This is a genomic window from Endozoicomonas sp. 2B-B (assembly GCF_053470045.1).
Genome location: NZ_JBLZMU010000001.1, coordinates 3012196 through 3036057 on the forward strand (window position 1 = coordinate 3012196; position 23862 = coordinate 3036057).

13 protein-coding genes and 1 pseudogene are annotated in these 23862 nt (G+C 47.3%); 9 read left to right on the forward strand and 5 right to left on the reverse strand.

Translation table 11 applies throughout. From position 1 onward, the window contains the following. The first annotated feature begins 244 nt into the window (after window positions 1-244). Together ACOMHB_RS11730 and ACOMHB_RS11735 are read left to right on the forward strand one after the other, a co-directional pair. The gene (locus tag ACOMHB_RS11730) at window positions 245-520 is read left to right on the forward strand and encodes a CopG family ribbon-helix-helix protein (RefSeq protein WP_448216744.1); all 276 of its coding nucleotides are present in this window, start codon (window positions 245-247) and stop codon (window positions 518-520) included. Next, window positions 508-795 (forward strand): type II toxin-antitoxin system RelE/ParE family toxin, encoded by a 288-nt coding sequence (locus ACOMHB_RS11735; protein WP_448216745.1) that lies wholly within the window; start codon window positions 508-510, stop codon window positions 793-795. Before ACOMHB_RS11730 ends, ACOMHB_RS11735 begins: the two co-directional genes overlap by 13 nt. A 248-nt stretch (window positions 796-1043) precedes the next feature. On the opposite strand, the gene ACOMHB_RS11740 is transcribed toward ACOMHB_RS11735, so the two are convergent. Next, complete coding sequence (locus tag ACOMHB_RS11740; RefSeq protein WP_448216746.1) at window positions 1044-1235, reverse strand: zinc ribbon domain-containing protein; 192 nt, start codon at window positions 1233-1235, stop codon at window positions 1044-1046. Between the two features lie 266 nt (window positions 1236-1501). Here ACOMHB_RS11740 and ACOMHB_RS11745 point away from each other — a divergent pair, with 266 nt between their 5' ends. Next, window positions 1502-2293 carry an RNA-guided endonuclease InsQ/TnpB family protein gene (locus tag ACOMHB_RS11745; RefSeq protein WP_448216747.1) on the forward strand — a complete coding sequence of 264 codons (792 nt, stop codon included), beginning with the start codon at window positions 1502-1504 and terminating at the stop codon, window positions 2291-2293. Window positions 2294-2322: 29 nt separating this feature from the next. Then, window positions 2323-2688: an RNA-guided endonuclease TnpB family protein gene (locus tag ACOMHB_RS11750; RefSeq protein ID WP_448216748.1), complete on the forward strand. Its 366-nt coding sequence runs from the start codon at window positions 2323-2325 to the stop codon at window positions 2686-2688. 116 nt (window positions 2689-2804) lie between these two features. Here ACOMHB_RS11750 and ACOMHB_RS11755 read toward each other — a convergent pair whose 3' ends face one another. Then, complete coding sequence (locus ACOMHB_RS11755; RefSeq protein ID WP_448218680.1) at window positions 2805-4109, reverse strand: hypothetical protein; 1305 nt, start codon at window positions 4107-4109, stop codon at window positions 2805-2807. Beyond that, a pseudogene (locus ACOMHB_RS11760) lies at window positions 4018-4464 on the reverse strand (hypothetical protein); the annotation flags it as partial. The gene ACOMHB_RS11755 and the pseudogene ACOMHB_RS11760, both read right to left, overlap by 92 nt. A 344-nt stretch (window positions 4465-4808) precedes the next feature. On the opposite strand from ACOMHB_RS11760, the gene ACOMHB_RS11765 reads away from it, so the two are divergent. Further along, entirely contained in the window at window positions 4809-5402 is a 594-nt protein-coding gene (locus tag ACOMHB_RS11765; protein WP_448216749.1) for a hypothetical protein, read from the forward strand. Window positions 5403-5694: 292 nt separating this feature from the next. On the opposite strand, the gene ACOMHB_RS11770 is transcribed toward ACOMHB_RS11765, so the two are convergent. Beyond that, a complete protein-coding gene (locus tag ACOMHB_RS11770) occupies window positions 5695-6708 on the reverse strand; it encodes an IS110 family RNA-guided transposase (protein ID WP_448215063.1) in 1014 nt (337 codons plus the stop codon). A 670-nt stretch (window positions 6709-7378) separates the two neighbouring features. Between ACOMHB_RS11770 and ACOMHB_RS11775 the strand changes: the two genes are divergently transcribed. The 4 genes from ACOMHB_RS11775 to ACOMHB_RS11790 all read left to right on the forward strand — a co-directional run bounded on the left by ACOMHB_RS11775 (window position 7379) and on the right by ACOMHB_RS11790 (window position 22503). Next, entirely contained in the window at window positions 7379-11050 is a 3672-nt protein-coding gene (locus ACOMHB_RS11775) for a DUF4116 domain-containing protein (RefSeq protein ID WP_448216750.1), read from the forward strand. A gap of 185 nt (window positions 11051-11235) precedes the next feature. After that, window positions 11236-14988 (forward strand): PEP/pyruvate-binding domain-containing protein, encoded by a 3753-nt coding sequence (locus ACOMHB_RS11780; protein ID WP_448216751.1) that lies wholly within the window; start codon window positions 11236-11238, stop codon window positions 14986-14988. A gap of 175 nt (window positions 14989-15163) precedes the next feature. After that, window positions 15164-18769, forward strand: coding sequence for a PEP/pyruvate-binding domain-containing protein (locus ACOMHB_RS11785; protein ID WP_448216752.1), 3606 nt, complete (start codon window positions 15164-15166; stop codon window positions 18767-18769). A gap of 191 nt (window positions 18770-18960) precedes the next feature. Beyond that, window positions 18961-22503: a PEP/pyruvate-binding domain-containing protein gene (locus tag ACOMHB_RS11790; RefSeq protein ID WP_448216753.1), complete on the forward strand. Its 3543-nt coding sequence runs from the start codon at window positions 18961-18963 to the stop codon at window positions 22501-22503. Here the strand turns inward: ACOMHB_RS11790 and ACOMHB_RS11795 are convergent. Next, window positions 22452-23705, reverse strand: a complete 1254-nt coding sequence (locus ACOMHB_RS11795; protein ID WP_448216754.1) for an ISL3 family transposase — start codon at window positions 23703-23705, stop codon at window positions 22452-22454. The two genes, ACOMHB_RS11790 and ACOMHB_RS11795, sit on opposite strands and share 52 nt — an antisense overlap. Between the last annotated feature and the right edge of the window lie 157 nt (window positions 23706-23862).

Below are 23862 nucleotides of genomic sequence, written 5' to 3' on the forward strand. Positions count from 1 at the left end.
TTTCCATCCTTCTGCATTCCAACTCTGGTTGCCTGGCTATGGCTACACGCCCGTCGTTGCGCCTTGAAGGATGAAAAAATCGACTCGCCAGAATATGCGAAACCAACTGGCCAGGTACTTAAAGGCTCACTCTGGTCACCCAGTACAAAAGTAAATAAAACGAGGGTTTTCTTTACTTTCTGTTGTAGTGGTGTAGTGGTGTAGTGTTAATAGGTAACACCTTTTAATACCAAAGGAGAAGAGGATGGCCACCACCTCAGTTAAACTTGATGAAGACTTGAAAAGGAGGGTTCAGCACTTGGCTGAAGCCAGACACCGATCAGCCCACTGGATTATGTGTGAGGCAATTCGTCACTATGTGGCTTGTGAGGAAAAGAAAGAAGCCTTCAAGCAGGATGCTCTCAATGCTTGGGAAGCCTATCAGGAAAATGGCATGCACCTGACGCTTGAAGAGGCAGATGCATGGCTGGCCAAACTTGAAGCCGGAGAAGATGCGGAGATTCCTGAGTGTCACGATTGATATGGTCACCTTCTGCCCTTAGAGATGTTCAGCGACTTCATCGGTTTCTGGCAAGCAAAGGTGGAAAGTCTGCCAGCCGTGCTATCAAAACAATCCGTTCTAATGTGAAAATTTTAGCCCATCAACCTGAAGTTGGTCGGCTTGTTGATGGCATGGAGCCTGAGTTTATGGAGTGGCTGATTGACTTAGGTAGCAGTGGTTATGTTGCCTTGTATCGTACTGATGGCGAACCAACAACGGTACTAGCTGTACGGCACCAAAGAGAGGCTGAGTAATGATTTAGAGAGTAAACAAACAATGTCTAAAGAACGTATTGATACAGGATATATCGGAGCTTCTGTCTTGTGAACATATCAGACAAGACTTTGAAAAGTTCATGAACTCTCTGACTCATGTTAGATATTCGATGGAAAGGGATGAGCATGATGAATACAAACAGACGGCAGTTTTTCACATGTGGACTGGGTACTCTTGATTAAAACCGCAACGAGCGCAACACTCGCTGTTATGGCTAAGGTTCAAGCTACCTTGTCAAACACTTAAGAAAGACATTTCTGGCACCGTTGATGTCACGATCAACGGTGAAGCCCTCACCCTTAATAACCTTGGAAGAACCTAATTTTTCGTCAATGGTCCCGCTCCATGATCGAGTCTTGGATGTATAGGCTTCGTTGCAATCAACCACATGCTTTCCATACTTTTTTTTGCGTACCATTTAAGCCGCTTTTAACAACTCGTTCCCACGCTCTTCGTGGGAATGCATACCTCCCCTGAAAAGCGGACTCTGCGGCGCGAGATGGGTATGGGTTCCCACGCTGGAGCATGGGAACCAGAGTTTTGCGACACCCTCAATCGGGCGGGGATATAAGACGGGAACGCAGAGCGTTCCGCCTGCAAGCTGGTACGCAGTCAATTGAAATAACCTGTAATAAGTCTATTATTTCAGGCATTGTAATAATGAGTACTCACTTGTAAAGAGTTATGTTGAAAGCCACTAAAGTACGCATCTACCCAACACCAGAGCAGGCGGATTTTTTAAACCGTCAATTTGGTGCTGTGCGTAAGGTTTGGAATAAAGCTCTGGCCATCAAGAACCATTACTACAAGGTGCGAGATCAGAACCTTGCTCCGAAAAAAGACTTGAAACCCTTGTTGGTAATTGCTAAGAAAAGCCGAAAATACTCATGGTTGAAAGAAGCTGATTCGATTGCCTTGCAGCAGTCAATTATCAATCTGGACAAGGCATTTCAGAACTTCTTTAATCCGAAGCTGCAAGCTCGTTTTCCTCGTTTCAAGTCAAAGCATGGTAAGCAAAGCAGCTACCATTGCACTTCTGTTTCCACAGGTGATGACTGGATCAAAGTACCCAAGTGCGAGCCAATTAAAGCAAGGATACACCGGGAAATTACCGGACAACTCAAGTCGATTACCCTGAGCAAAACACCGACAGGTAAGTTCTACGCTTCTGTACTGGCTGAAGATGGTGCGTCTGAAGCGAAGCCAGTAGCCGATCTGCAAAGTTCTTGCATAGTCGGTGTGGATGTTGGGTTAACTGACATTGCCATTACCAGTACCGACCATAAGACTGGCAATCCCCGCTTTCTGAAGAAAGCACAACGCAACCTGAAGCGAAAACAGAAAAAACTATCGCGATGCAAGAAAGGCTCTAAAGGCAGAGCCAAAGCCAGACTCCTTGTAGCAAAGGCGCATGAGCGTGTCGCCTTTGCCCGTAACGACTTCCAGCACAAACTGTCCAGACAACTCATTACCTAGGCGGCCCCGACGACAACCAAGCGGTGATTGTGGAGACGCTGAAGGTCAAGAACATGCTCAAGAACCATTGCCTTGCCCGATCCATTGCTGATGCAGGTTGGCACTCCCTTGTGACCAAGCTCGACTACAAAGCAAAACAGGCCGGTAAACATCTGGTGAAAATTGACCAGTGGTTTGCCTCATCAAAAACCTGTTCCTGCTGCGGTCGCAAGCGAGAGGAAATACCGCTCAAAACTCGCTCATGGACGTGTGAATGCGGTGCTGTCCATGATCGGGATATTAACGCCGCTATCAACATAAAACATCAAGGCATTTTGAAGTTAAAGGCGGAAGGTTTGTCCGTCTCTGCTGATGGAGGCGAGCGTAAATCCGGCACATTGCCGGTTGCTGTCTGAGAAGTCAGAAGCCTCGCCCGACAGGGCGGGGAGCATTCACAAAGATTAAATCTGCAATGGATAGGCTTTATAGAAAATTTTGGCCATCCAGACTCTTACCCAGCAGCTGGTATTATTTACCCTCGTTTTCGTTCAAGGTGATAGTGCCGCACATGGCGATCCGGTAAGAAATGTAATAATGATATTAAAATGACCTGGGGTAAAAAAAATAATGTATAAAAACCAAGCACTATCAAAGTAGTCCTGGTATCGTCTAATTCATTAGTATGGCTAGCAGTATTAGACAAATCTAATGATTCTGTATTTCTTTCTATGGACTCGGGTGTATATCTTTCCCGAAGACACTTTGGCACAAAATCTTTCGTTAAAAATGCCTGATATTGAGGTGTTTTCAGGATGGGTATGGCTGCAGCATCTCCCTCCCAATGAACATCAGTAAGAAACATGGGAGTATTTGCCCGGTCAAAAGTGTTATTTTTATAGTTGACGCTAGCAAGAACCTTATCATGACCATTTACCCATAAAGGAACCTGAACTTTATCAAAAGCGGAATCATGGGATGCGGATGGCTTGGTGCTTATATTTTCAAAACTCAATTTGGCAGCGTGTATTTCGGGATCTTTATAAACGATAAAAATCCCCGGGGTAACTCCAGATTGCCAGGACTGTGAATGCTTAACAGGGTAGGTAAAGTTCGAATACGACACCTTATGACTATTTTCATGCAAAATCAGTGTACATTCTGATGGGAACCCATGCACTGTACTGTCGCTGAATTGCACTTCAAAAACCCCTTTGGTTTCAATCAATGGTGGTTTTTTGTAGCCATCTCTCCAGATTTCCAAATGGCTGCCTTCCAATTTTTTGGAGCGCTCCACATAGATAGCACTATCAACATATTCGTTAGCTTTGTGTAATTTCAGATTCTTCAGTGTAACCCTGTCGCTCCTGGCATGAATAAAATGATTAAGATTGCCGTAAACATTAGCAAAGCTGCCACCGGCATCCAGTTCAAACCCATCAACATACAATAACCGAGTGCCTGAAACTCGAATGAATTCATCAACACCGGTGGAAAACCTTGTCCCTTTTAATGACAAGGTTGGATACTTGCCATCAGTTGCAACACCAACAATCCCCACATTGATGGCATTGTCTGGTACGGTAATCGGAGCATTCAGAGCGTAATCACTGGTCACAATATGCAGCGTATTTTGTGATTCCTGAATACTCCCCAGACTCTCACCCGGAACGTCATGAAAAACAACATTAGTAAACACACCCGGAAATGCTTTTAAAACCTTTTCACAACGAGTCTGAACTTCAGCTCTATGGTGAGTACAGCAATAGCCGGCATTGATGCAGAAAGCGGACAATATTATTGGAAATCGGTATAACCAGATCTGCAATACAGAAAACATATCTAATTCCGTTAAAAATTCTTAACAATAGCAGAAGCTGAATCCTTGTCTGGGCTGCCAGCGACACATAACGACGGAAGCCATCAATGCCAGTATCCGGGCATCGATCCAGCCCATGCTGTGACCAGAAACCCCGGTCATAACTGACTTGTGATACCTGGGGAGATCACTGTTTGGCACCTTCCGCAATAGGTACAGTTACTTGGTCGTCCGTCTGTTTTTCCATGACCAGATGATGCAGGGTAAAGCCAAACTGATCCTGCAATACGCAGACTCTGAGGCCAAGCTCCACAGGAGTTCCAGCCTTACCTTTGCTGATCCATTCGGTATGACCTTCGAACAAAGAAAAAACCTTCACATCACTTCATCAGCGGATACAACTCCAGTGACCAATGCTTTGGAGGTCATAACCTCTCTGGCCATACTGTTGAATCTATAGCCTGAGTGATACCCCCTCGTTCCCACGCACCAGCGTGGGAATGAATGCCTTGCCCAACAAGCCGACGTAGCTAAGGGTTAATATCCGTACCCTTTCAACTCGCTACCATATTTCAGCATCGGAGTGTGTCCAGTCCGCAGTATGCACTCCCACGCAGAGCATGGGAACGGGGGGGATGGCAGTTTGTAAATAAAAATCTTGACCCTGCTTTTCAACTGCTATGCTCACCTGGCGAACAAAAAACCACATAGGAAAGCAGTATGAGCCTTGAGGCAAGAGTCACGGTACTGGAAGAACAACAAGAGAACTGGTTTAAAACCACCGGAAGCTTGAGCAACAGCCTGTCGTTTTTGCTTAATTTTCATCAGGAATTAAAGCGTCACCTGACGATACATGACCGGAAATTTACGTCGATCGGGCAGCGTTTTGACAAAGTTGACCAAGGTTTCAAGAAGGTTGACCAGCATTTTGTCAGGATTGAAACCTATTTAGAACATCAGGACCGACGTTCTGACAATATGGAAAATGTGTTAATACAGGTCGTCAATCATTTAAAAGATCATGACCGGCGTTTTGACGATCATGACCGTCGTTTTGATAATATCGACAAACGTTTGACCGAACATGACGGGCGTTTTGACGATCATGACCGTCGTTTTGATAATATCGACAAACGTTTGGCCGAATATGACGGGCGTTTTGACGATCATGACCGTCGTTTTGACAAGATGGAAGACCTGTTAATGCAAATCTACGATAATTTAGAAAATCATGACCAACGTTTTGACAAGATGGACCGACGTTTTGGCAAGATGGAAGACATACTAACCCAGATCTCCAATAAGCTGGCCTAGGAGCCTATATGGTCCGCCCCGTTTTGCAAGAGCCTGTTTTGTTAATTAGCAAACAAAGATAACTGCAATCATATATACGGCCTATTCATGAGGTCTAACCCTCTGGCCCTGATGGGTATCCGCGCAACCTGGCCTTATCAGTCCGACGGCCTCAAGGGTCAAGGCTCCTATCAGGTTTCAGGTTGCCGGTTTTTACCTGTTTGCCATCAACTGTACATGCTCATCGCAATCTGCGGGGGGGTCCCCTTTGATTAAGCTTATGCTTTACTTTGCCGCTGCCGCCTTTACTTCATTATGCAGCCTTGTAAACTTCATTTCGGGTCATGATGACCCAGACAATCCGAGCCATTTTATTAGCCAGACCAACGGCGGCAACGTTGTGATTGCTGCGCTCATTAAGTTGGCTAACCCATTTTTTACAGCGGTCATCCTTATTTTTGAGGCAGTGGAGTACCGAACGTGCGCCGTGTATCAATAATGTGCGCAGGTATTTATCACCCCGTTTACTGATGCCCAGCAGGACTGACTTACCGCCTGTGGAATGCTGTCTTGGAACTAATCCCATCCATGCGGCAAGGTGTCGACCAGATTTAAAATACGTCGCATCACCAATGGCTGCCTTCAATGCTGTGGCAGTGATGGCTCCGATACCCGGCATAGTCATCATTCGACGACATTCGTCGTCGTTTTTTGCTAGCTCCTGAATTTTCTGGTCATACTGTTGAATACGCTTGTCAAGACTGGCCAACTCTTCTGATAAACCATGTAGCAGCTCACGAGTCAGCGAATGGAGTCCATTTTCAGCATCTTCCAGAATTCGTGGAAGCTGTGCACGAACTTTACCAATACCCTGGGCAACTACAATACCTTCTTCCAATAGTGACCCCCGGATCTGGTTAACCAGGGCAGTTCTCTGATCAACCGCTTGTTGACGATAGCGGTGCAGAAGTTGCCAGGCCTGCTGCTCTGACGTTTTAACAGGTACAAAACGCATGCTGGGCCGTGAAGCTGCTTCTGCAATCGCTTCAGCATCGTTGTAGTCATTTTTGTTGGTCTTGACATAAGGCTTGACAAATTGAGGTGAAATCAGCTTGACAGTATGCTCATAGTTCTTGAATAACCGAGCCAAATAGTGAGCACCACCACAAGCTTCCATAGCGATAATGCATGGCTCCAGATTTGCCACGTACTCTAGAAGGTTCTTCCTGGACGACTTCTTTCTGATGACTTTGCTACCCTGCTCATCAACACCAAACAGGTGAAAGTTGTTCTTGCCAATATCGATACCAAGTACTGAAATAGTCATGGGTGGTTCGCTCCGGTTAATCCTGTTTAAATGGTTAACTCCATTTTGGCTCATTTGAAGCCGTTTAGGAGGGGCGGACCATCCCATTAGACCGAGAATAGACTGCCCTACACGGCAACTGCTCCTGCGTTGCTCTAGCTCCTGCATCCATGCAGTCGTGCGGCGACAGCAAATTGGTCTGAAAATCCGCTATTTGTTCGTCAAATAGCTCGCTATTCTCCTCACAAAACCGAATTTTCATCCTCAATTTTCTGCCGTCCTCGCTACGGGGTCGCCTAGACGGGCGCTATTCTCGGTCAGGCTCCTGGGCTTTCTGTCGGCTTTTCCAAGGAGTCCTGAAAATGATTAAGTTGCGGCACTATTCGGTCCTGTTCATCGCTCCTGTATTTCTGTTACTGCCCCTGACCACTCAATCTACACCCACTACAGCGTCAACAACCCCCATAGAGATTAACTGAGATTGAATGTAATGGCAGAGATATCAACCTAGCCAAGCTGCATTTGTGGAGTAATGGTCTGGCGCATAAGTTCGGAATGCTCCATCTTTTATCCTGATTAAGTTATGTGCTTAAGGCTAATGGTGGAACTTTATAAAAATATTCTTGTCAAACCAATGATAATGACTCGCTGTTGAATCATGGATGAATATTAACGTGAGAGGGATATCACTATGCTACCTTTGCCACTTGTAAATATTGACAGATCAGGTTCTCAAAGCCTGGCTACTCTCCCCGATCAGGAGATTTTGGCTGATCGTTTAGCCAAAATGTATCTTGGTGACCCTGAACCTATTGGCGAGCCCGACGCAACGCCACTAGCCAAGCGCAAATGCAGCACACCTGTTGCAGATCAGGCTGCTCATTGTTCTCCTGCCAACCGGGAATTACTGGGCGGCAAGGGAATGTTTTTGCAGCGCATGAAAGCAGCTGGTGTGTCTGTGCCACCGTTTCAGTGTGTGACAACCCAAGTCACCAATGCGCTTGAACACCACCCTCTGGATAGCCAGGGTCTGGAACCCTTTTTCCCCGGGATCGGCGATGAACCGCAGGCAAAGATCAGTCTGGCGAACATCAGGGAACGCCTCAATGCGTTGCTGCCTTCAGAGCAAACCAGAAGAGAGTGCTGGCTGGCAGGTCTGGCGAAATTTATTGCCAGTGATGACTTTTATGAGCAGGTTAAAGATTCTGAAGCGGCCCGACACATCAGAGATCACGGACTATCAACATCAGGGCCGCTTATTGTCCGCAGTTCCGGCATTAATGAAGACAACTACGGCGATGCCCAGGCAGGCAAATACCTCTCGGAAGTTCAGGGAGATGAGGATATTTTGCGAACCTGTCTCAAGGTCATGGCTTCAGCTTACCGGCCTGAAGTCTGTTCCGAAGGCATACCGCAACCCATGGCGCTGATTATCCAGGAGTGTATTGACTGCCTGCAAGGCGGAGTCGCCACGAGCTTTCAATCCTTTGATGATGATACCCTCAGGGTTGAGTTCACACACGGTCAGCCAAGGGGGGTAGTGGCAGGACAGTCCGGTAACACGCCCCACCGTATTGATATTTCTCGCAAAGCAGGCGCCGAAAACGTTCAATACTTTCCCGGAAAGATTTCAAGCCACTTCATTCTGCACAAAAACACAGATAATTGCGGCTATTCGGAAATAAGAATTGATGATGGGGATGCGCTATCAGACGACGATGGTCAAAAACTCAGTAATGGCCACATACTCAGTAACGACATAATCTCACAACTTAAGGACGTGGTGGCAAAGCTGGAAGACCTGTTGAACTGCCCCGTGGATGTAGAGTTTGCTATCGATCATCAGGGGTGCCTGTTCATGTTGCAGGTGCGCCCTATAACCCAACTCTCTGGCGACATGGTTTTTACCATGTCCATGCCCGAACACAGCCTGGCCAGTGGCGAGGGCATCAGTGAAGGCTATTGCACCGGACCACTCTGGCTGGCTAAAAAACAACAGGCAGGCTTTATGCCAGAGGGAGCCATTCTCGTGGCCCGACATGCTGAAGACTGGATGCTTACGTCTAAATGTCTGGATCGGGCTGGAGGTGTCGTCTTTGCCTCAGGTGCATTCAATGACCACATGGCCATCCTTATGAGACAGAAAAAAATACCCTTTATGCTGGCCGGCGAAGAGTTTACGACCCTGGCCGAGCGGGATGGCCATCAGGCGACATTGGCCTGCGCCCGCTTCAAAGGTGAGTCCGGAGCCTTCATTGTTGCCGGTGACATGAGCGAAAAACTTGCCAGTCACAGAAGCCTGTCCTCTGCTGTTGCTGATCTGCCGTCAGTAAAAGCCATCCCGTTAAGGGATGATTTGTCCCCCCCTGAAGGCACATTCCGCCAGGTCACCAGCGGTTTTGAATGGCTCAACGATCAAAATGCCCGTTTGTTGGCATTCTTTGCCCCCGGCCGGGGACTGGATTGTTTGGCAAACCCCATAAAACTTAGCATGTCGCCACGACGCTCAGAGCTATTGGCAGAGACCAGTGACAACATCAATCAGCTGATTCATGGGGCCGATGCACTGTCGGAGGGTTACCGGGCCTTCCTGAACCTGGCGGGTGACAAAGAATTACAAAAGGTGCAGCCATTGCTGAATGAGTTGCAGCTGCTAATCAACCGGTTCGCGACGCTGAAAGAGACCATCCAATCAGGGTTAAAAACGATCATCCGTTCCCTGCAATCCGATGAAAAAGAGCAGTTATCCACGGGAGCTTTTCGTCAGTGGGTGGCTAACTGCCACCAGCTGCAATTCTCTCTTCAGGCACTTAACCCCAGGGAGACTGAGCAGGTACGGAGTGTTCATGAGCTTATTTTTGCCTTGCATCAGCGTTTTGTGGAGGCATTGGCACCGGTCGCTCTGGCTTCGGGTCAGGGCCGGATATCTACGGAAAACAGGATCACCTATGTCGATTGCACGACTCCAGGTGCAGAAGCACCGCTCTTAAGACCGTGCGACAAAGCATCCATCCAGCAATCAGGGCGCAGAGGGACTGTTCTCAGTATGAATGATGCTTTGATTGTTAACCTGAAGCTTGGCTATCATGTGGCCGTTATTGAGCTATTCAGGGACGCAGAAGGGGGAAAAGGCCATACCCTGCGACTGAAATTCTCCGACCTGTTTGATAAACCTGATGGCAGTGACAATCCCGGTGCTTTAAAACGTATGTGGTTTCTGGTGCAGTTACTGAAAACGATCGGACTGAATAAAGAGGGCGAAACCATCAAGGTCAGTTTTAACGCCATAGCTGGAGACATGATCGTCGAATGTGCCCGTATGACATCACCTGAAACCATGCAGGAGGGCTTTGGAAAACTGTTGACAGCGTTGCGTGCTACCCGTGACATGGATCTTTACTTGGCGGACAGCGCTATTTTTGAAAGAGATGAAGTAGAACAGTGGAACTTTAACATGCTGGCACAACGCCTCGATAGTGATGCGGTTACTGAAACTGACAGATTCTCCTTTCAACATATCCTGTTCTTGATAGCCAGTGATTTATATAGAGAAGACAGAACAACCCCCGTTTTCTACCATTTATTAAGCCATCACCAACAACAGTTTATTGATCAGTGTCGAGAGTTAGTTTTTTCGTATTCTGTGGAAGTGCTAATGAGTGATAAGATGGCTGAAAACATCCGCAGGGAATTGTTACTTCATCTTTTATTATCACGTCCCCAAGAGGTTATTTGGTTTGTTGAAGATGAGTATCCCAATTTGAGAAATGATTACTTTATTATCGACCCGGCTTACAGCTACGAGCTAAGGTTTTCTGTTCCACCGGGTCAGTTGTTTCCGGGTGGTAGAGAAGAGATTAAAAAAAATCTGCTGAAGCATGGGCTTGAATATGCCAGTCAGCGGGTTCGAGATGATAGAGAGCTTGTATTGGCAACAGTTAAAGTGCATCCGGGTGACCTGACATATGCTAGTGAAGAACTGAGGAATGATAAAGAGATCGTTATGTCTGTCGTTACTCAATCTGGCATTGGATTGGCATATGCCGGCGAGGAAATGCGGGATGATGATGAAGTTGTAATGACCGCTTTCGCTTCGCATCCGAAAGCTTTTCGTTTTGCAAGTTGGAGAATCAGAAGCGATATAAACATTATTAAAAGGGTGATTGCTGATGATATTGATCGCTTGTCATGGGCCAGTGACAGGATATTGAGTGATCGCAAGTCTATGCTGGCCTTAATTAAAGATAATGCTCTTGCTGTTAAATATGCCTACAAAGAGCTTCTTCGTGAGAGGGCCTTTATTGAGGTGGCAATCCGGAAAAACGCCGAAGTTCAAAGATACGTGAAGAAGCCTGCGAGTTAAAACTGATCGATTCAGACAAGGTTGGTCAGTGCAAGCTGTGTTGTCGGCTTGTTGTTGTTTTTTTGCGTGTTTTAGCCTGACGGGTGACGGGTGAACTTTATAAAAACATCATTGTCAAAGAAAGAGGCTTATTAATTAGCTGTTAGTGAATAATGGATGAATGTTAATACACGAAGGATATCTTGATGTTTCCCACTACATTTGATGCTCAAACTCCGAAAGCAAATTCAAATCAGAATACGGTGACTGGAAGTTCATCCAGCAGGGCTGGTAGTTCATCCAAAACGCATTTTAGTGACCATGGCACCCGTAGTTTTCCAGAGCCAAGGTCGCTAACCATGCGCTCCTGCCGTTCACCTGTTTCAGATCAGGCGGCTGACAGTTTTCCCTGCAGCCGGGAACAAGTTGGCGGCAAGGGAATGTTTTTACAGCGTATGAAGAAAGCCGATCTGCCTGTTCCACCCTTCGAATGTGTGACAGCTCAGGTCATGAATGCGCTTGAACAACAGCCTTTGGATACCCGGCTTTTAGACCGCTATTTCCCCGGGATTGTTTATGATCCGGAGGCAGAGATCAGCCTGACGAACATTCGGGAATACCTCAATAGCTTGCCGCCTTCAGAGCAAACCAAAAGGAACAACTGGCTGGCGGGTCTGGCTGAATTTATTGTCAGTGATGACTATTACGAACAGGTTAAAGAGTCTGAAGCGGCCCGGCAAATCAGGGGGCTGCGCCATGAGCTGGACAGACTCTGCATATCACAGCCGGTTATTGTCCGCAGTTCTGGCATCAATGAAGATAACTACGGCGATGCCCAGGCGGGCAAATACCTTTCACTGGTTCAGGGAAATGAGGATATTTTGCGTACCTGCCTTAAGGTCATGGCCTCAGGTTACCGGTCTGAAGTCTGTCCCGAAGGCATACCAGAACCCATGGCACTGATTATCCAGCAGTGTATTCATTGCCGATGCGGCGGGGTCGCCATGAGCTATAAATCTTTTGATGATGATACCATCAGTGTTGAGTTCACACCCGGTCAACCCAGAGGTGCAGTGGCAGGGCAGTCTGGTAACACGCCTCACCGCATTGATATTAGTCGCAAGGGTCGAAAAAGAGCTGACAGTTATCAATATTTTCCCGGGACTATCTCAAGCCAATTTACCCTGCACAGGAACAATAACGGTTATTCGGAAAAAAGAATGGATGCTGTCGATGTCCAGGCAAACGACGGCGGGCAGCTAATCAGTGATGAGATGGTATCAAAACTCAGGAAACTGGTGAAAAAGCTGGAAAAACTGTTGTTCTGCCCCGTGGATGTCGAGTTCGCCATCGATCATTCGGATCGCCTGTTCCTGTTGCAGGTACGTCCTGTTACCCGACTCTCTGGCGATATGGTTTTTGCTATGCCCATACCCAAAGAAACCCTGGCCATTGGCGAGGGCGTCAGCGAAGGCTTCTGCACCGGACCGCTCTGGCTGGCCAGAAAACCAGAGGCAGCCTCTATGCCACAGGGAGCCATTGTCGTGGCCCACCACGCTGAAGACTGGATGCTTGTGCCTGAGTTTCTGAAACGGGTTGGGGGTTTTGTCCTGGCCGAAGCAGGATTCAATGATCATGTAGCAATCCTTATGAAACAGGAAAAAATAACCTTGATGCGGGCTGGTGGCCAATATTCGGCATTGTTCGCTCAGGATGGTCAACAGGCGACGCTGGCCTGCGCCCGTTTTAAAAATAAGCCCGGTGCCTTTATTGTTGCCGGTGACATTGCCGAAACACTGGCCAGTTACAGAAGCCTGACTTCAGCTGTTTCTGATGCATCGTCAACAAAACCCGTCCCGTCACGGGAGGATTTGTCGCCACCTGAAGGCACATTCGACCGGGTCGCCAGCGGTTTTCAATGGCTTACGGATCAAAATGCCCGGCTGTTGGCATTTTTTGCCTCCGGAGGCGGACTGGATTGTCTGGCAAATCCGGTAAAACTGAGCATGTCGCCACAACGATCAGAGATACTGGCAGAGGCTAAGTACAACTTAAAACGCCTGCTCTATGGAGCTGAAGTCCTGCTGGAGGGGTACCGGGCCTTCCTGCTGCTATCGGGTGACAGCGATTCAATCTGGATCAAGCCAGCTCTGGCAGAATTACCGCAATTAAACAAGCGCTTCAAGACACTGAAAAAGACCATCCGATCAATGTTGGAAACGATCAGGCTTCCTCTGAAAGTCGATGTTGAAGAGCCGTTGTCCACCGTAACTTTTCCTGAGTGGCTGGACACCTGCCACCAGCTGAAATCCTGTCTTCAGGCACTCAACCCTGAGAAGGCTGAGAAGATCCGCAGTGTTCATGAGCTGATTTTTGTCCTGCATCGGCGCTTTGTAAGTGCCCTGGCGAAGGTTACTCTGGCTTCGGGTCAGGGCAGGCAATCCAGTAGCGGGAGCATCAAATATGTTGATTGTGCGGTTTCGGGTAATCCGAATGAAAAGATGCCGCTATTGAAGCCGTCCTGCAAAGTATTAATTGAAAAGTTAGGGTGCTCAGGAACGGTCATCATTGCCGATGGCGTTTTGATTGTTAACCTGAAACTTGGAAGTCATCTGTGTCTTATCGAGCTATTTGAAAACGCAGAGGGGGGTAAAGGACGGACCTTGCGGCTGAAATTCTCTGACCAGTTTTATAAAGATGATGGTATTGATTCAGCTGCCAAGTTAAAGCGTATGTGGCTTCTGGTGCAGTTACTGAAAGTGCTCGAACTGGATAAAGATGCTGATAGCATGAAGCTGTGTTGCAATGCGGTAGTGGGAGAAATTATCGTCGAATGCACTCGAATGAAAACAACTAAAACTATGCAGGATGCCGTTGAAAAACTGCTCACTGTGTTATGTGGTATGTGTGATTTGGATTGTAAGATGCTGCACATTGACATTTTTGAAGGCAACCAGTGGAACTTTAGCTTGCTGGCACAAAGGCTTAATGGCGATATTACGGCAGAAGCTGACAGGTTCGCCTTTCAACATTGCCTTTTCGCAATGTATTATAAGGTACGAATCTTCTTCTATATTCCCGATTGTTTCAAGTTATTACCAAGCCACCATCAACAGTTTATTCATTATGCCAAACGGTTTGCAGAATGTCGTGATAAAGAGTCTCGTGATAAAGAGTCTCGTGATAAAACTGAGGACAACTTTCGGGAAATATTAATGAGCAATGAAATCACAGAGCAAACCCGAAAGGAACTTTTACATCATCTGTTATACCTGGATGCCCAAAGGACTGCTCCATTGGTTGAAGATGTTTATCCCGATTTGAGACATCAATGCTATGTTCTAAAACCATTCTCCTACGGTTACAGGCTAAGTTTTGATGTTCCACCGGGTCAGTCGCTTGCGGATAATAGAGAAAAGATCACAAAAGCCTTGCTGAAGCATGGACTGCAATATGCCAGCCAACAGCTTCGGAATGATAAAGAACTGATATTAACAATTATTGCAGCACGTCCCAAATGCCTTGAATTTGCCAGTGAGAAACTAAAGAATAGTAAAAAGGTCGTCATGACTGCAATCAACCAACATGGCTTTTATCTGCAATATGCCGGCCCGAAAATTAAAGATAATGAAGAGGTTGTAAAGGCTGCCATCACCGATTATCCAGAGGCTCTCGTGTATGCAAGTGAAAGAATCCGAAGCGATAAAAACATTATTCAAATGGTAATTGATAAGCATATTGACCACTTATATTATGCCAGTGAAAGGGTATTGAATGATCGCAAGTATTTGCTGGATTTAATTGCACATAATTCCCGTGCCTTCATATCTGTTGCGCATAATCTTAAACGTGATATGGATTTTATCAGGTCAGCAATCCACAGGAACCGGGGTGTTGTTAAACACGTAGACGAGGAAAGTTTAGAAAAATACTACAGTAGTGAATTTGCCGGTTCGTAATACAAACAGCAGCCTGAAAAACCAAAGCCCATAGCTGTTTGTAAAGATTTTCACCTTTTAAATACTTTGATGAGCCTACAAGAGCTTATTTTATAGCCTGATCAATTTGCTTGCTTCAGGCTGATTGGCGAACTTTATAAAAACATCATTGTTAACGTTAGAGAGGGATATCCTGATGTTACCTGCTATTTCTGAGACGTCAGATCCTCAGAGTCTGACAACGAATCCAAATCATAATACCCGGGCTGGCAGTCCATCCATCGGGGCTGATGATGTGCCCAAAAGGTATCTCGGCCATTCTGATCCCGATGGCATTCCCGACCCGGAGCCACTTATCAGGCGCACCTGTTGTCCAGCTGATTCAGATCAGGCTGCTGACTGTTTTCCCCTCAGCAGGGAACAGGTTGGGGGCAAGGGGATGTTTGTGCAGCGCATGAAGAAAGCTGATCTGCTTGTTCCACCCTTCAAATGTGTCACTGCGCAAGTCATGAATGCTCTTGAGCAACATCCTCTGGACAGGCATCGTTTAGACCGCTATCTAAAGAAGACTGAGCGTGAACCGGAGGCAGAGACCAGCCGGACGAACATCCGGGAATACCTCAATACCCTGCTGCCTTCAGAGCCAACCAAAAGGAATGACTGGCTGGCGGGTTTGGCTGAATTCATTGTCAGTGATGACTATTACGAACAGGTTAAAGATTCTGAAGCGGCCCGGCAAATCAGGGATCTGCGTCGTCAGCTGGACCGACTTTCCATGGCACAGCCGATTATTGTTCGCAGTTCCGGCATCAATGAAGATAACTACGGCGATGCCCAGGCAGGCAAATACCTCTCTTTAGTTCAGGGAGAAGAGGATATTTTGCGAACCTGCCTCAAGGTCATGGCCTCAGGTTACCGGCCTGAAGTTTGTCCCGAAGGCATACCGCAACCCATGGCGTTGATTATCCAAAACTGCGTTGATTGCCAATACGGTGGTGTCGCCATGAGCTTTCAATCTTTTCAGGATGATACCGTCAGGGTTGAGTACACACGGGGTCAACCCAGAGGTGTTGTGGCAGGGCAGTCCGGTAACACACCCCATCGCATTGATATTTATCGTGAGGATTGCAAAGAAGCAGCTGCAGGCTCTCAATACTTTCCCGGTACGATCTCAATTCACTTTATCCTGCAAAAGAACAATAACGGCTATTCGGAAACAAGAATTGATCATGTTGCTGCTCAATCAGACGACGGTGGACAGAAACTCACTGATGAAATGGTTTCAGATCTCAGGAAGGCGGTGACAGAGCTGGAAAACCTGTTGCTCTGCCCCGTGGATGTGGAGTTTGCCATAGACAAACAGGGTCGCCTGTTCCTGTTGCAGGTGCGCCCCATCACGCAACTCTCTGGCGGCATGGATTTTGCCATGTCCATACCCAAAAAGACACTGGCCATTGGCGACGGTATCAGCGAAGGCTATTGCACCGGACCACTCTGGCTGGCCAAAAAACAAGAGGCAGGCGCTATGCCAGATAAAGCCATTGTTGTGGCGCAGCACACCGAAGACTGGATGCTTGAGTCCGGCTTCCTGATGCGGGCAGGAGGTTTTGTCATTGCAAAAGGAGGATTCAATGATCATGTGGCGATACTCATGAGACAGGAAAAAAAGCCCTTAATGCTGGCCGGCGGGCAGTTTGACACCCTGGCTGCCAGGGTTGGCCAGCAGACGACGCTGGCCTGTGGCCGCTTCAAAGGCAAGCCCAGAGCCTTTATTGTTGCCGATGACCTTAGCGAAGAACTGGCCAGTCACAGAAGCCTGTCCTCTGCATTTTCTGATGCACCATCAACAAAAGCCTTCCCGTCCCGGGAAGCTTTGTCTCCATCTGAAGGCACATTCCGTCAGGTCGCCAGCGGTTTTCAATGGCTCACGGATCAAAATGCCCGGCTGTTGGCACTTTTTGCCCCCGGCAGTGGTCTGGATTATCTGGTAAACCCGATAAAATTGAGTATGTCGCCGCAACGATCAAAGTTACTGGCTGAGACCAGGAATGACGTAAATCGGCTGATTTATGGCGCTGAAGCTCTGTTGGCTGGCTATCAGGCGTTCTTGCAGCTGGCAGGACAACGCGGTTCACCTGAGGTCAGGCAATTACAGGAAGAATGGCTGGAACTGAGCGACCGTTTCGAGGCGTTGAAACAGGCCATCCAGTCCGGCCTGGAGAAAATCATTAAGCCAATGCAAGTCGCTGAAGACGGGCAGCTATCCCCGGGAATGTTTCGTCCGTGGATAGCAGACTGCCATCAGCTAAAATCCTTTCTTCAAGCGCTCAATCCACAAGAGGCTGATCTGGTGCGGAGTGTCCATGAACTGATTTTTGCCCTGCACCAGCGCTTTGTAAAAGCATTGGCACCGGTCACTCTGGCTTCGGGTCAGGGCAGGATATCCGGGGAAAAAAACATCACCTATGTCGATTGTACGACACCGGGTGAAGAGGCACCGCTATTGAGACCCTCCGACAAAGCCTCTATGGAAGAGCTGGAGCTTTCCGGGACCGTCATCAGTATGGATGAAGCCGTGATTGTTAACCTGGAGCTGGGAAGTCATGTGGGCATTATCGAGCTACTGGAACAGGCAGATGGGGGTAAAGGACGAACCTTGCGGCTGACATTCTCAGACAAATTTGATGCAAAGTATGACTATGACAGACCCGGCAAGTTCAGGCGTATGTGGTTTCTGGCGCAATTATTGAGAGAGATTGAACTGGATAATGATGCCGATAACATGAAGCTGAGTTGCAACGCCGTAGCGGGTGAAATGATCGTCGAATGCCCCCGAATGAAATTACGTAAAACCATGCAGTATGCCTTTGCAAGACTGATCATTGTGTTACGTGCTATGTTTGATCTGGATCTTGATTTGAATTCCAGACCCATTTTTGAAGGAGGTCAGTGGGACTTTAACCTGCTTGCACAGCGTCTTAATCGTGATGTTGCGACAGAATCGGATAGATTCGCCTTCCAACATTGCCTCTTCATAATGGCTTATCGGGCTGGGAGCATTTGGTCCGTTACTGCTATGTGCTGCCAGTTTTTAAGCACACACCACCAACAGTTTGCTCATCATGCCCGGCACTTAGGTATGTGTCGGAGGTCAAAGTTTATCAGGGGGAATCCATGGGACGCTATGAGGGAAAGGTTAATGAAGATCAGTGAGAACACTCGTACGGAGCTCTTACATCATCTTTTATTATTAAATCCCAGAACCGCTACCCGATTGATTGAGCAACTGTACGATTTGGAAAATCAATGCTTTGTTATCAATCCATCTTACAGTTACAGACTGGAGTTTTATGTGCCACCGGGTCAACCGCTTGGGGATCATAAAGAAGAGGTTAATAATGCCTTGCTTAAGTATGGACTGAGATATGCCAGCCAACGGGTCCGAAATGATAAAGACTTTGTATTACCGGCCATTTCACGACATCCCGAGGAACTGCAATTTTTGAGTGCAAAGCTGAGGAGTGACAGAGATGTTGTCATGGCCTCTGCTGCAGTGTGTGCAAAAGTTCTGTCCTATGCCAGTAACACAATCCGAAGCGATAAAAGCATTATTGAAAGCTTAATGGCTGTCGATGTTAATGTCTTAAAATATGGCAGTGACACCTTATTGAGTGATCGCGAGTTCATGCTGGACTTAATTGCAAAGAATCATCAGGCTTTCCAATATGCAGATCTGGAGCTTAAAATTGATACAGATTTTATCAATGAAGCAACCCTGAGAAACCCCTTACTTGGTAAATAGGTCAGATTCTTAGAATAGGTTCAGATCTATTCTGAAAACGTTCACCTCAACAGCTTATTATCGTCTTTCCTGTTATCTGTTTCAGACGGACGGGTGAACTTTATCAAAGTCTCATTGTCAAATGTCAGGTAATCGCTTTAAACGTTTGCACTTGAATCATGGATGAATAATATCATTAGAGGGATATCTTGATGCTAAATGCTACTGCTACTGTTGAAATTTCAAATCATCAAAACCTGGCGACCGACCCCAATCAGAATACTGAGGTCAATGAATTGCCTAAAAGGCACTTCAGGAATCTTGATCCCGGTGGCGTTCCCGACCCAAGGTCGCTAACCAAGCGCACCTGCCGTTCACCTGTTTCAGATCAGGCTGCTGACTGTTTTAGCGCCAACAGGGAACAATTTGGGGGTAAGGGCATGTTTTTGCTGCGCATGGTGCAAGCCGGTCTGTCTGTTCCACCCTTCAAATGTGTCACTGCTCAAGTTATGAATGCGCTTGCACAACAGCCTCTGGACCCCCATCGTTTAGCCCACTATCTCCCCGGGATCGCCCATGGATGGGGCGCAGAGACCAGCCTGACGAACATCCGGGAACATCTCAATACCTTGTCCGCTTCAGAGCAAACCAAAAAGAATAACTGGCTGGCGGGTCTGGCAGAATTTATTGCCAGTGATGACTATTACGAACAGGTTAAAGGTTCTGAAGCGGCGCAACACATCAGGGATCTGCACCAGGAGTTAAACGGATTCTCCCTATCACAGCCCGTGATTGTTCGCAGCTCTGGCATCAATGAAGATAACTACGGCGATGCCCAGGCGGGCAAATACCTCTCTGTCGTTCAGGAAGAAGACGATGTTTTAAGCACCTGCCTTAAGGTCATGGCCTCAGCCTACCGGCCTGAAGTCTGTGCCGAAGGAATACCGCAACCCATGGCACTGATCATCCAGCAGTGTATTGACTGCCTGTATGGCGGCGTCGCCATGAGCTTTCAATCCTTTCAGAATGATAACCTCATGGTTGAGTACACATCCGGTCAACCCAGAGGTGCGGTGGCAGGGCAGTCTGGTAATACGCCTCACCGTATTGATATTTCTCGCGAGGGTCGAGAAGGAGCTGACAGTTATCAATACTTTGCCGGGACGATCTCAAGCCAATTTATTCTGCACAAGAACAATAACGGTTATTCGGAAAAAAGAATTGCTGGCGCTGATGTCCAATCAAACGACGGCGGGCAGCGACTCACTGATAAGATGATTTCAAAACTCAGAAATATCGTGACAGAGCTGGAAAACCTGTTGTTCTGCCCCGTGGATGTTGAGTTCGCCATCGATCATTGGGGTCGTCTGTTCATCTTGCAGGTGCGCCCTGTTACCCGACTCTCTGGCGATATGGTTTTTACCATGTCCATACCGGAAGAGACCCTGGCCATTGGCGAGGGTATCAGCGAAGGCTTCTGTACCGGACCACTCTGGCAGGCCAATAAACAACACGCAGAATCTATGCCAGAGGGCGCCATTGTCGTGGCCCACCACGCTGAAGACTGGATGCTTGGGCCTGGCTTCCTGAAGCGGGCAGGGGGTTTTGTCCTGGCCGAAGCAGGATGCAATGATCATGTCGCGATAGTCATGAGGCAGAGAAAAATAACCCTGATGCGGGCTGGTGGCCAATATTTGGCGTTGGCAGCACACTATGGCCAACAGGCGACGCTGGCCTGCGCACGCTTTAACGGTGAGCCCGGAGCCTTTATTGTTGCCGGTGACATTGTCGAAAAACTGGCCAGTCACAAAAGTCTGGTCTCTGCTGTTCCTGATGCGCTGTTTGCAAAAGTTGCCCCGTCCCGGGAGGATCTGTCCCCACCTGAAGGCACATTCCATCAGGTCGCCAGCGGTTTTCAATGGCTCACGGATCAAAATGCCCGGCTGTTGGCATTTTTTGCTTCTGGTGGTGGACTGGATTATCTGGCGAACCCGGTAAAACTGAGTATGTCGCCACAACGATCAGAGCTACTCACAAAAACTGAGGACAGTGTAAATCGGCTGGTTGATGGGGCTGAAGCAATGCTGGATGGGTATCGGGCCTTCTTGCAGTTGGCGGGTAAATGGCCTTCATCCGAGGTCAAGTCAAGGTGGGATGAATTATCGCAACTGGACAACCGCTTCGAGATGCTGAAAGAGACCATTCAATCAGGGCTAAAGAGTGTCGTTCTGCCACTGCAAGCCGCTGAAAAAGGGCAGTTATCCCCGGGAGTGTTTCGTCAGTGGGTGGCAGACTGCCATCAGCTGCAATCCTGTCTTCAGGCACTCAACCTTGATGAGGCTAAACAGATCCGTAGTGTCCATGAGCTGATTTTTGCCCTGCATCAGCGTTTCGTAGGGGCATTGGAGCCGGTTACTCGGGATTTGTGTCAGGACAGGATATCTGAGGGAAATAACATCACCTATGTTGATTGGACGACCCGCAGTCAGGCGACACCGCTATTGAACTCGGCCGGCAAAGCAATGTTGAATAAATTATGGCTTTCAGGGTCTGTTGTCAGTTTGGACGATGCCTTGATTGTTAACCTGTCGCTCTGTCAACATATGAGTGTTATCGAACTACTTGAACACGCAGAGGGGGGTAAAGGACGAACCTTGCGGATGACATTTTCTGACCAGTTTCAGAAACCTGATGGCAGTGATCAACCGGGCAAGTTAAAGCGTATGTGGTTTCTGGCCAAGTTACTGAAAGTGGTCGAACTGGATAAAGATTCTGATAGCATGAAGCTCAGTTGCAACGCCGCAGCGGGAAAAATTATCCTTGAATGCCACCGAATGACATCAACGAAAAACATGCAGTATGCCTTTGAAAAATTGCTAACAGTGCTAGGTGCTACTGATCAATTAGATGTTTTTCTGGACAGAGCCATTTTTGAAGAAGATCACTGGTGCTTTAACACACTTGCACAGCGCCTTGATAGCGATGTTGTCACAGAAGCCGATCGATTTGCCTTTGAAGACTGCCTTTTCTCAATTGCCAGAACTTATTTACATAGAGTTCCGCGTTTTTATCATTTATTAAGTAAACAACACCAGCAGTTTATTCGTTGTGTTCAACGCTTGGAAACGTGCATGAGAACATCGGCGGACCATTTTCTGAAAAAGTTAATGCGTGATGAGATCGGTGAGGGCACTCGTATTGAACTCTTACAGCATTTTTTATTGACATATGCTAAAACCGCTATGCCATTTTTTGAGATTATGTATCCTCACTTGAAAGGTCAACATTATGTTATCAAACCATCCTGCGGTACACGTCTGAAGTTTTATGTTCCGCCAGGTCAGCCATCTGGGGGTCACAAAGAAAAGTTCAAAAATGCCCTGCTCAAGCATGGGTTGAAATATGCCAGCCAGGCGGTTCTCAATGATAAAGACCTTGTGTTGCCCGCCATTTTAAAACATCCTGAACAACTGGGATATGTCAGTAAAGAGTTGAGGAATGACAGCGATATTGTCATGGCATCAGTCACTCAGAATGGTTCTCAGCTACAATACGCCAGCCAGAAAGTTAAGGATAATGAGGAAGTGGTCATGGCTGCTGTCAAACAGTGTGCCGGAGCCCTGGAGTATGCCAGTGAAAGATTGCGAAGCGATAAAAATATTGTTCGAATAGCCGTTGCTAAAAGTATGTATTATTTGCCTCGTCAGCAAAATCTGTGGGGCATTTCTGGTTCGGGCAGGTTGCCCAGTGCATGATATAAAGCGATTTCTGCACATCTATAGGTTCTGAAACCATACGATTTTCTCGTAGTGAGTTTTATCTTGGTGTTCAGACCTTCCACAATTCCGCTGGAAAATGCTTTTTTTGCCCTGAACCAATTCAGGATCAGTGGCCTGTGCCGCCGAACAGTTTTAGCTACTTTCTTCATCGGCTCTATCTTTGACCGCATGACTCTTGTACACCACCGGTCCAGATACTTTCCTGCCCAGTGTGGTGATATGTAACCCCAGAACACTTGAAACTCCTCTCTGAGCAGATAGCCCCTGACACTTTTGAGATTATACTGAAGCACTGTATTTAACTTGATCTCTTCTTTCTCGGTCAGGTTTTCCTTCCGTTTCAGCAGACACCAACGGGTCTTTTTCAAAACAGGCTCATAGCCATCAGCCTGAAGCTGTTTGTGTTCTGATGCCCTGACCTCATCGATGGCCTTGTTCAGCATGGCCACAATGTGAAATCGATCCAGAATATGCAGCGCCTGATTGGCAAACTCGGCGATCGCCTTTACATAGGGCTTCCACATGTCAGAGCAGACATACCTCAGTTGTTGACTACGCTCAGGGCCAAAAAAGAAGAAAAAGTTTCTAATTGTGGCTTCAGTACGATCCTGACCAACCCATAATAGCCGGGTGCAACTGCGATCAATCTGATAAACCACTGTCAGGTATTTATGTCCGACCTGGTAAGCCACTTCATCAACGCCAATGGCCTTGATATTGTCGAGTGAACGATGCGCTTTGCCCCACTCAACCATGTACTCCACAGCATGAAATACTTTCTCCCATGAGGTATTGAAAGTACTGGCAACCTCTTTCCAAGACAGCTTTCTGGCCCAGTTTGCCAGAAATTGCATATAGGCTTTGGTCAGCTCCTTCTTACCTTCAGCCCATGGGACTTGCTCAACCTTTACGCCGCACGTCTTACATTCCACCCGGCGCATTCTATAGAGCAAGAAAACTCTGATTCCCCAGAGAGGAACAAACTCGAAACGACGCTCAGAAAGATGATCGTAGCCCGGAGCAGGTTTCTGGCATCCTGAGCAGATAGCGTGACTGTTCTTTCGTGGAACAACGGCTACATTGAATACTTCAGAGCCTTGGTAGAAGCCAAGTTTCACATCCTGATAAACAAATGACTTGAGTTTATGAACTTTATTGAGGATAGTTTTTATTAGCATCAGCGGTGTCTCTTGTGGTTATTTTGTCTGCTAACAAAAAAACTATCAAAAATCAGCCGCTGGTGCTTCTACCTATCAAATTGACTCATTTTTACCCACAGATATCCCTGAAGAGCCTATTATTTAAGAGGGGCCGGTGAACAGATATTAAATGATC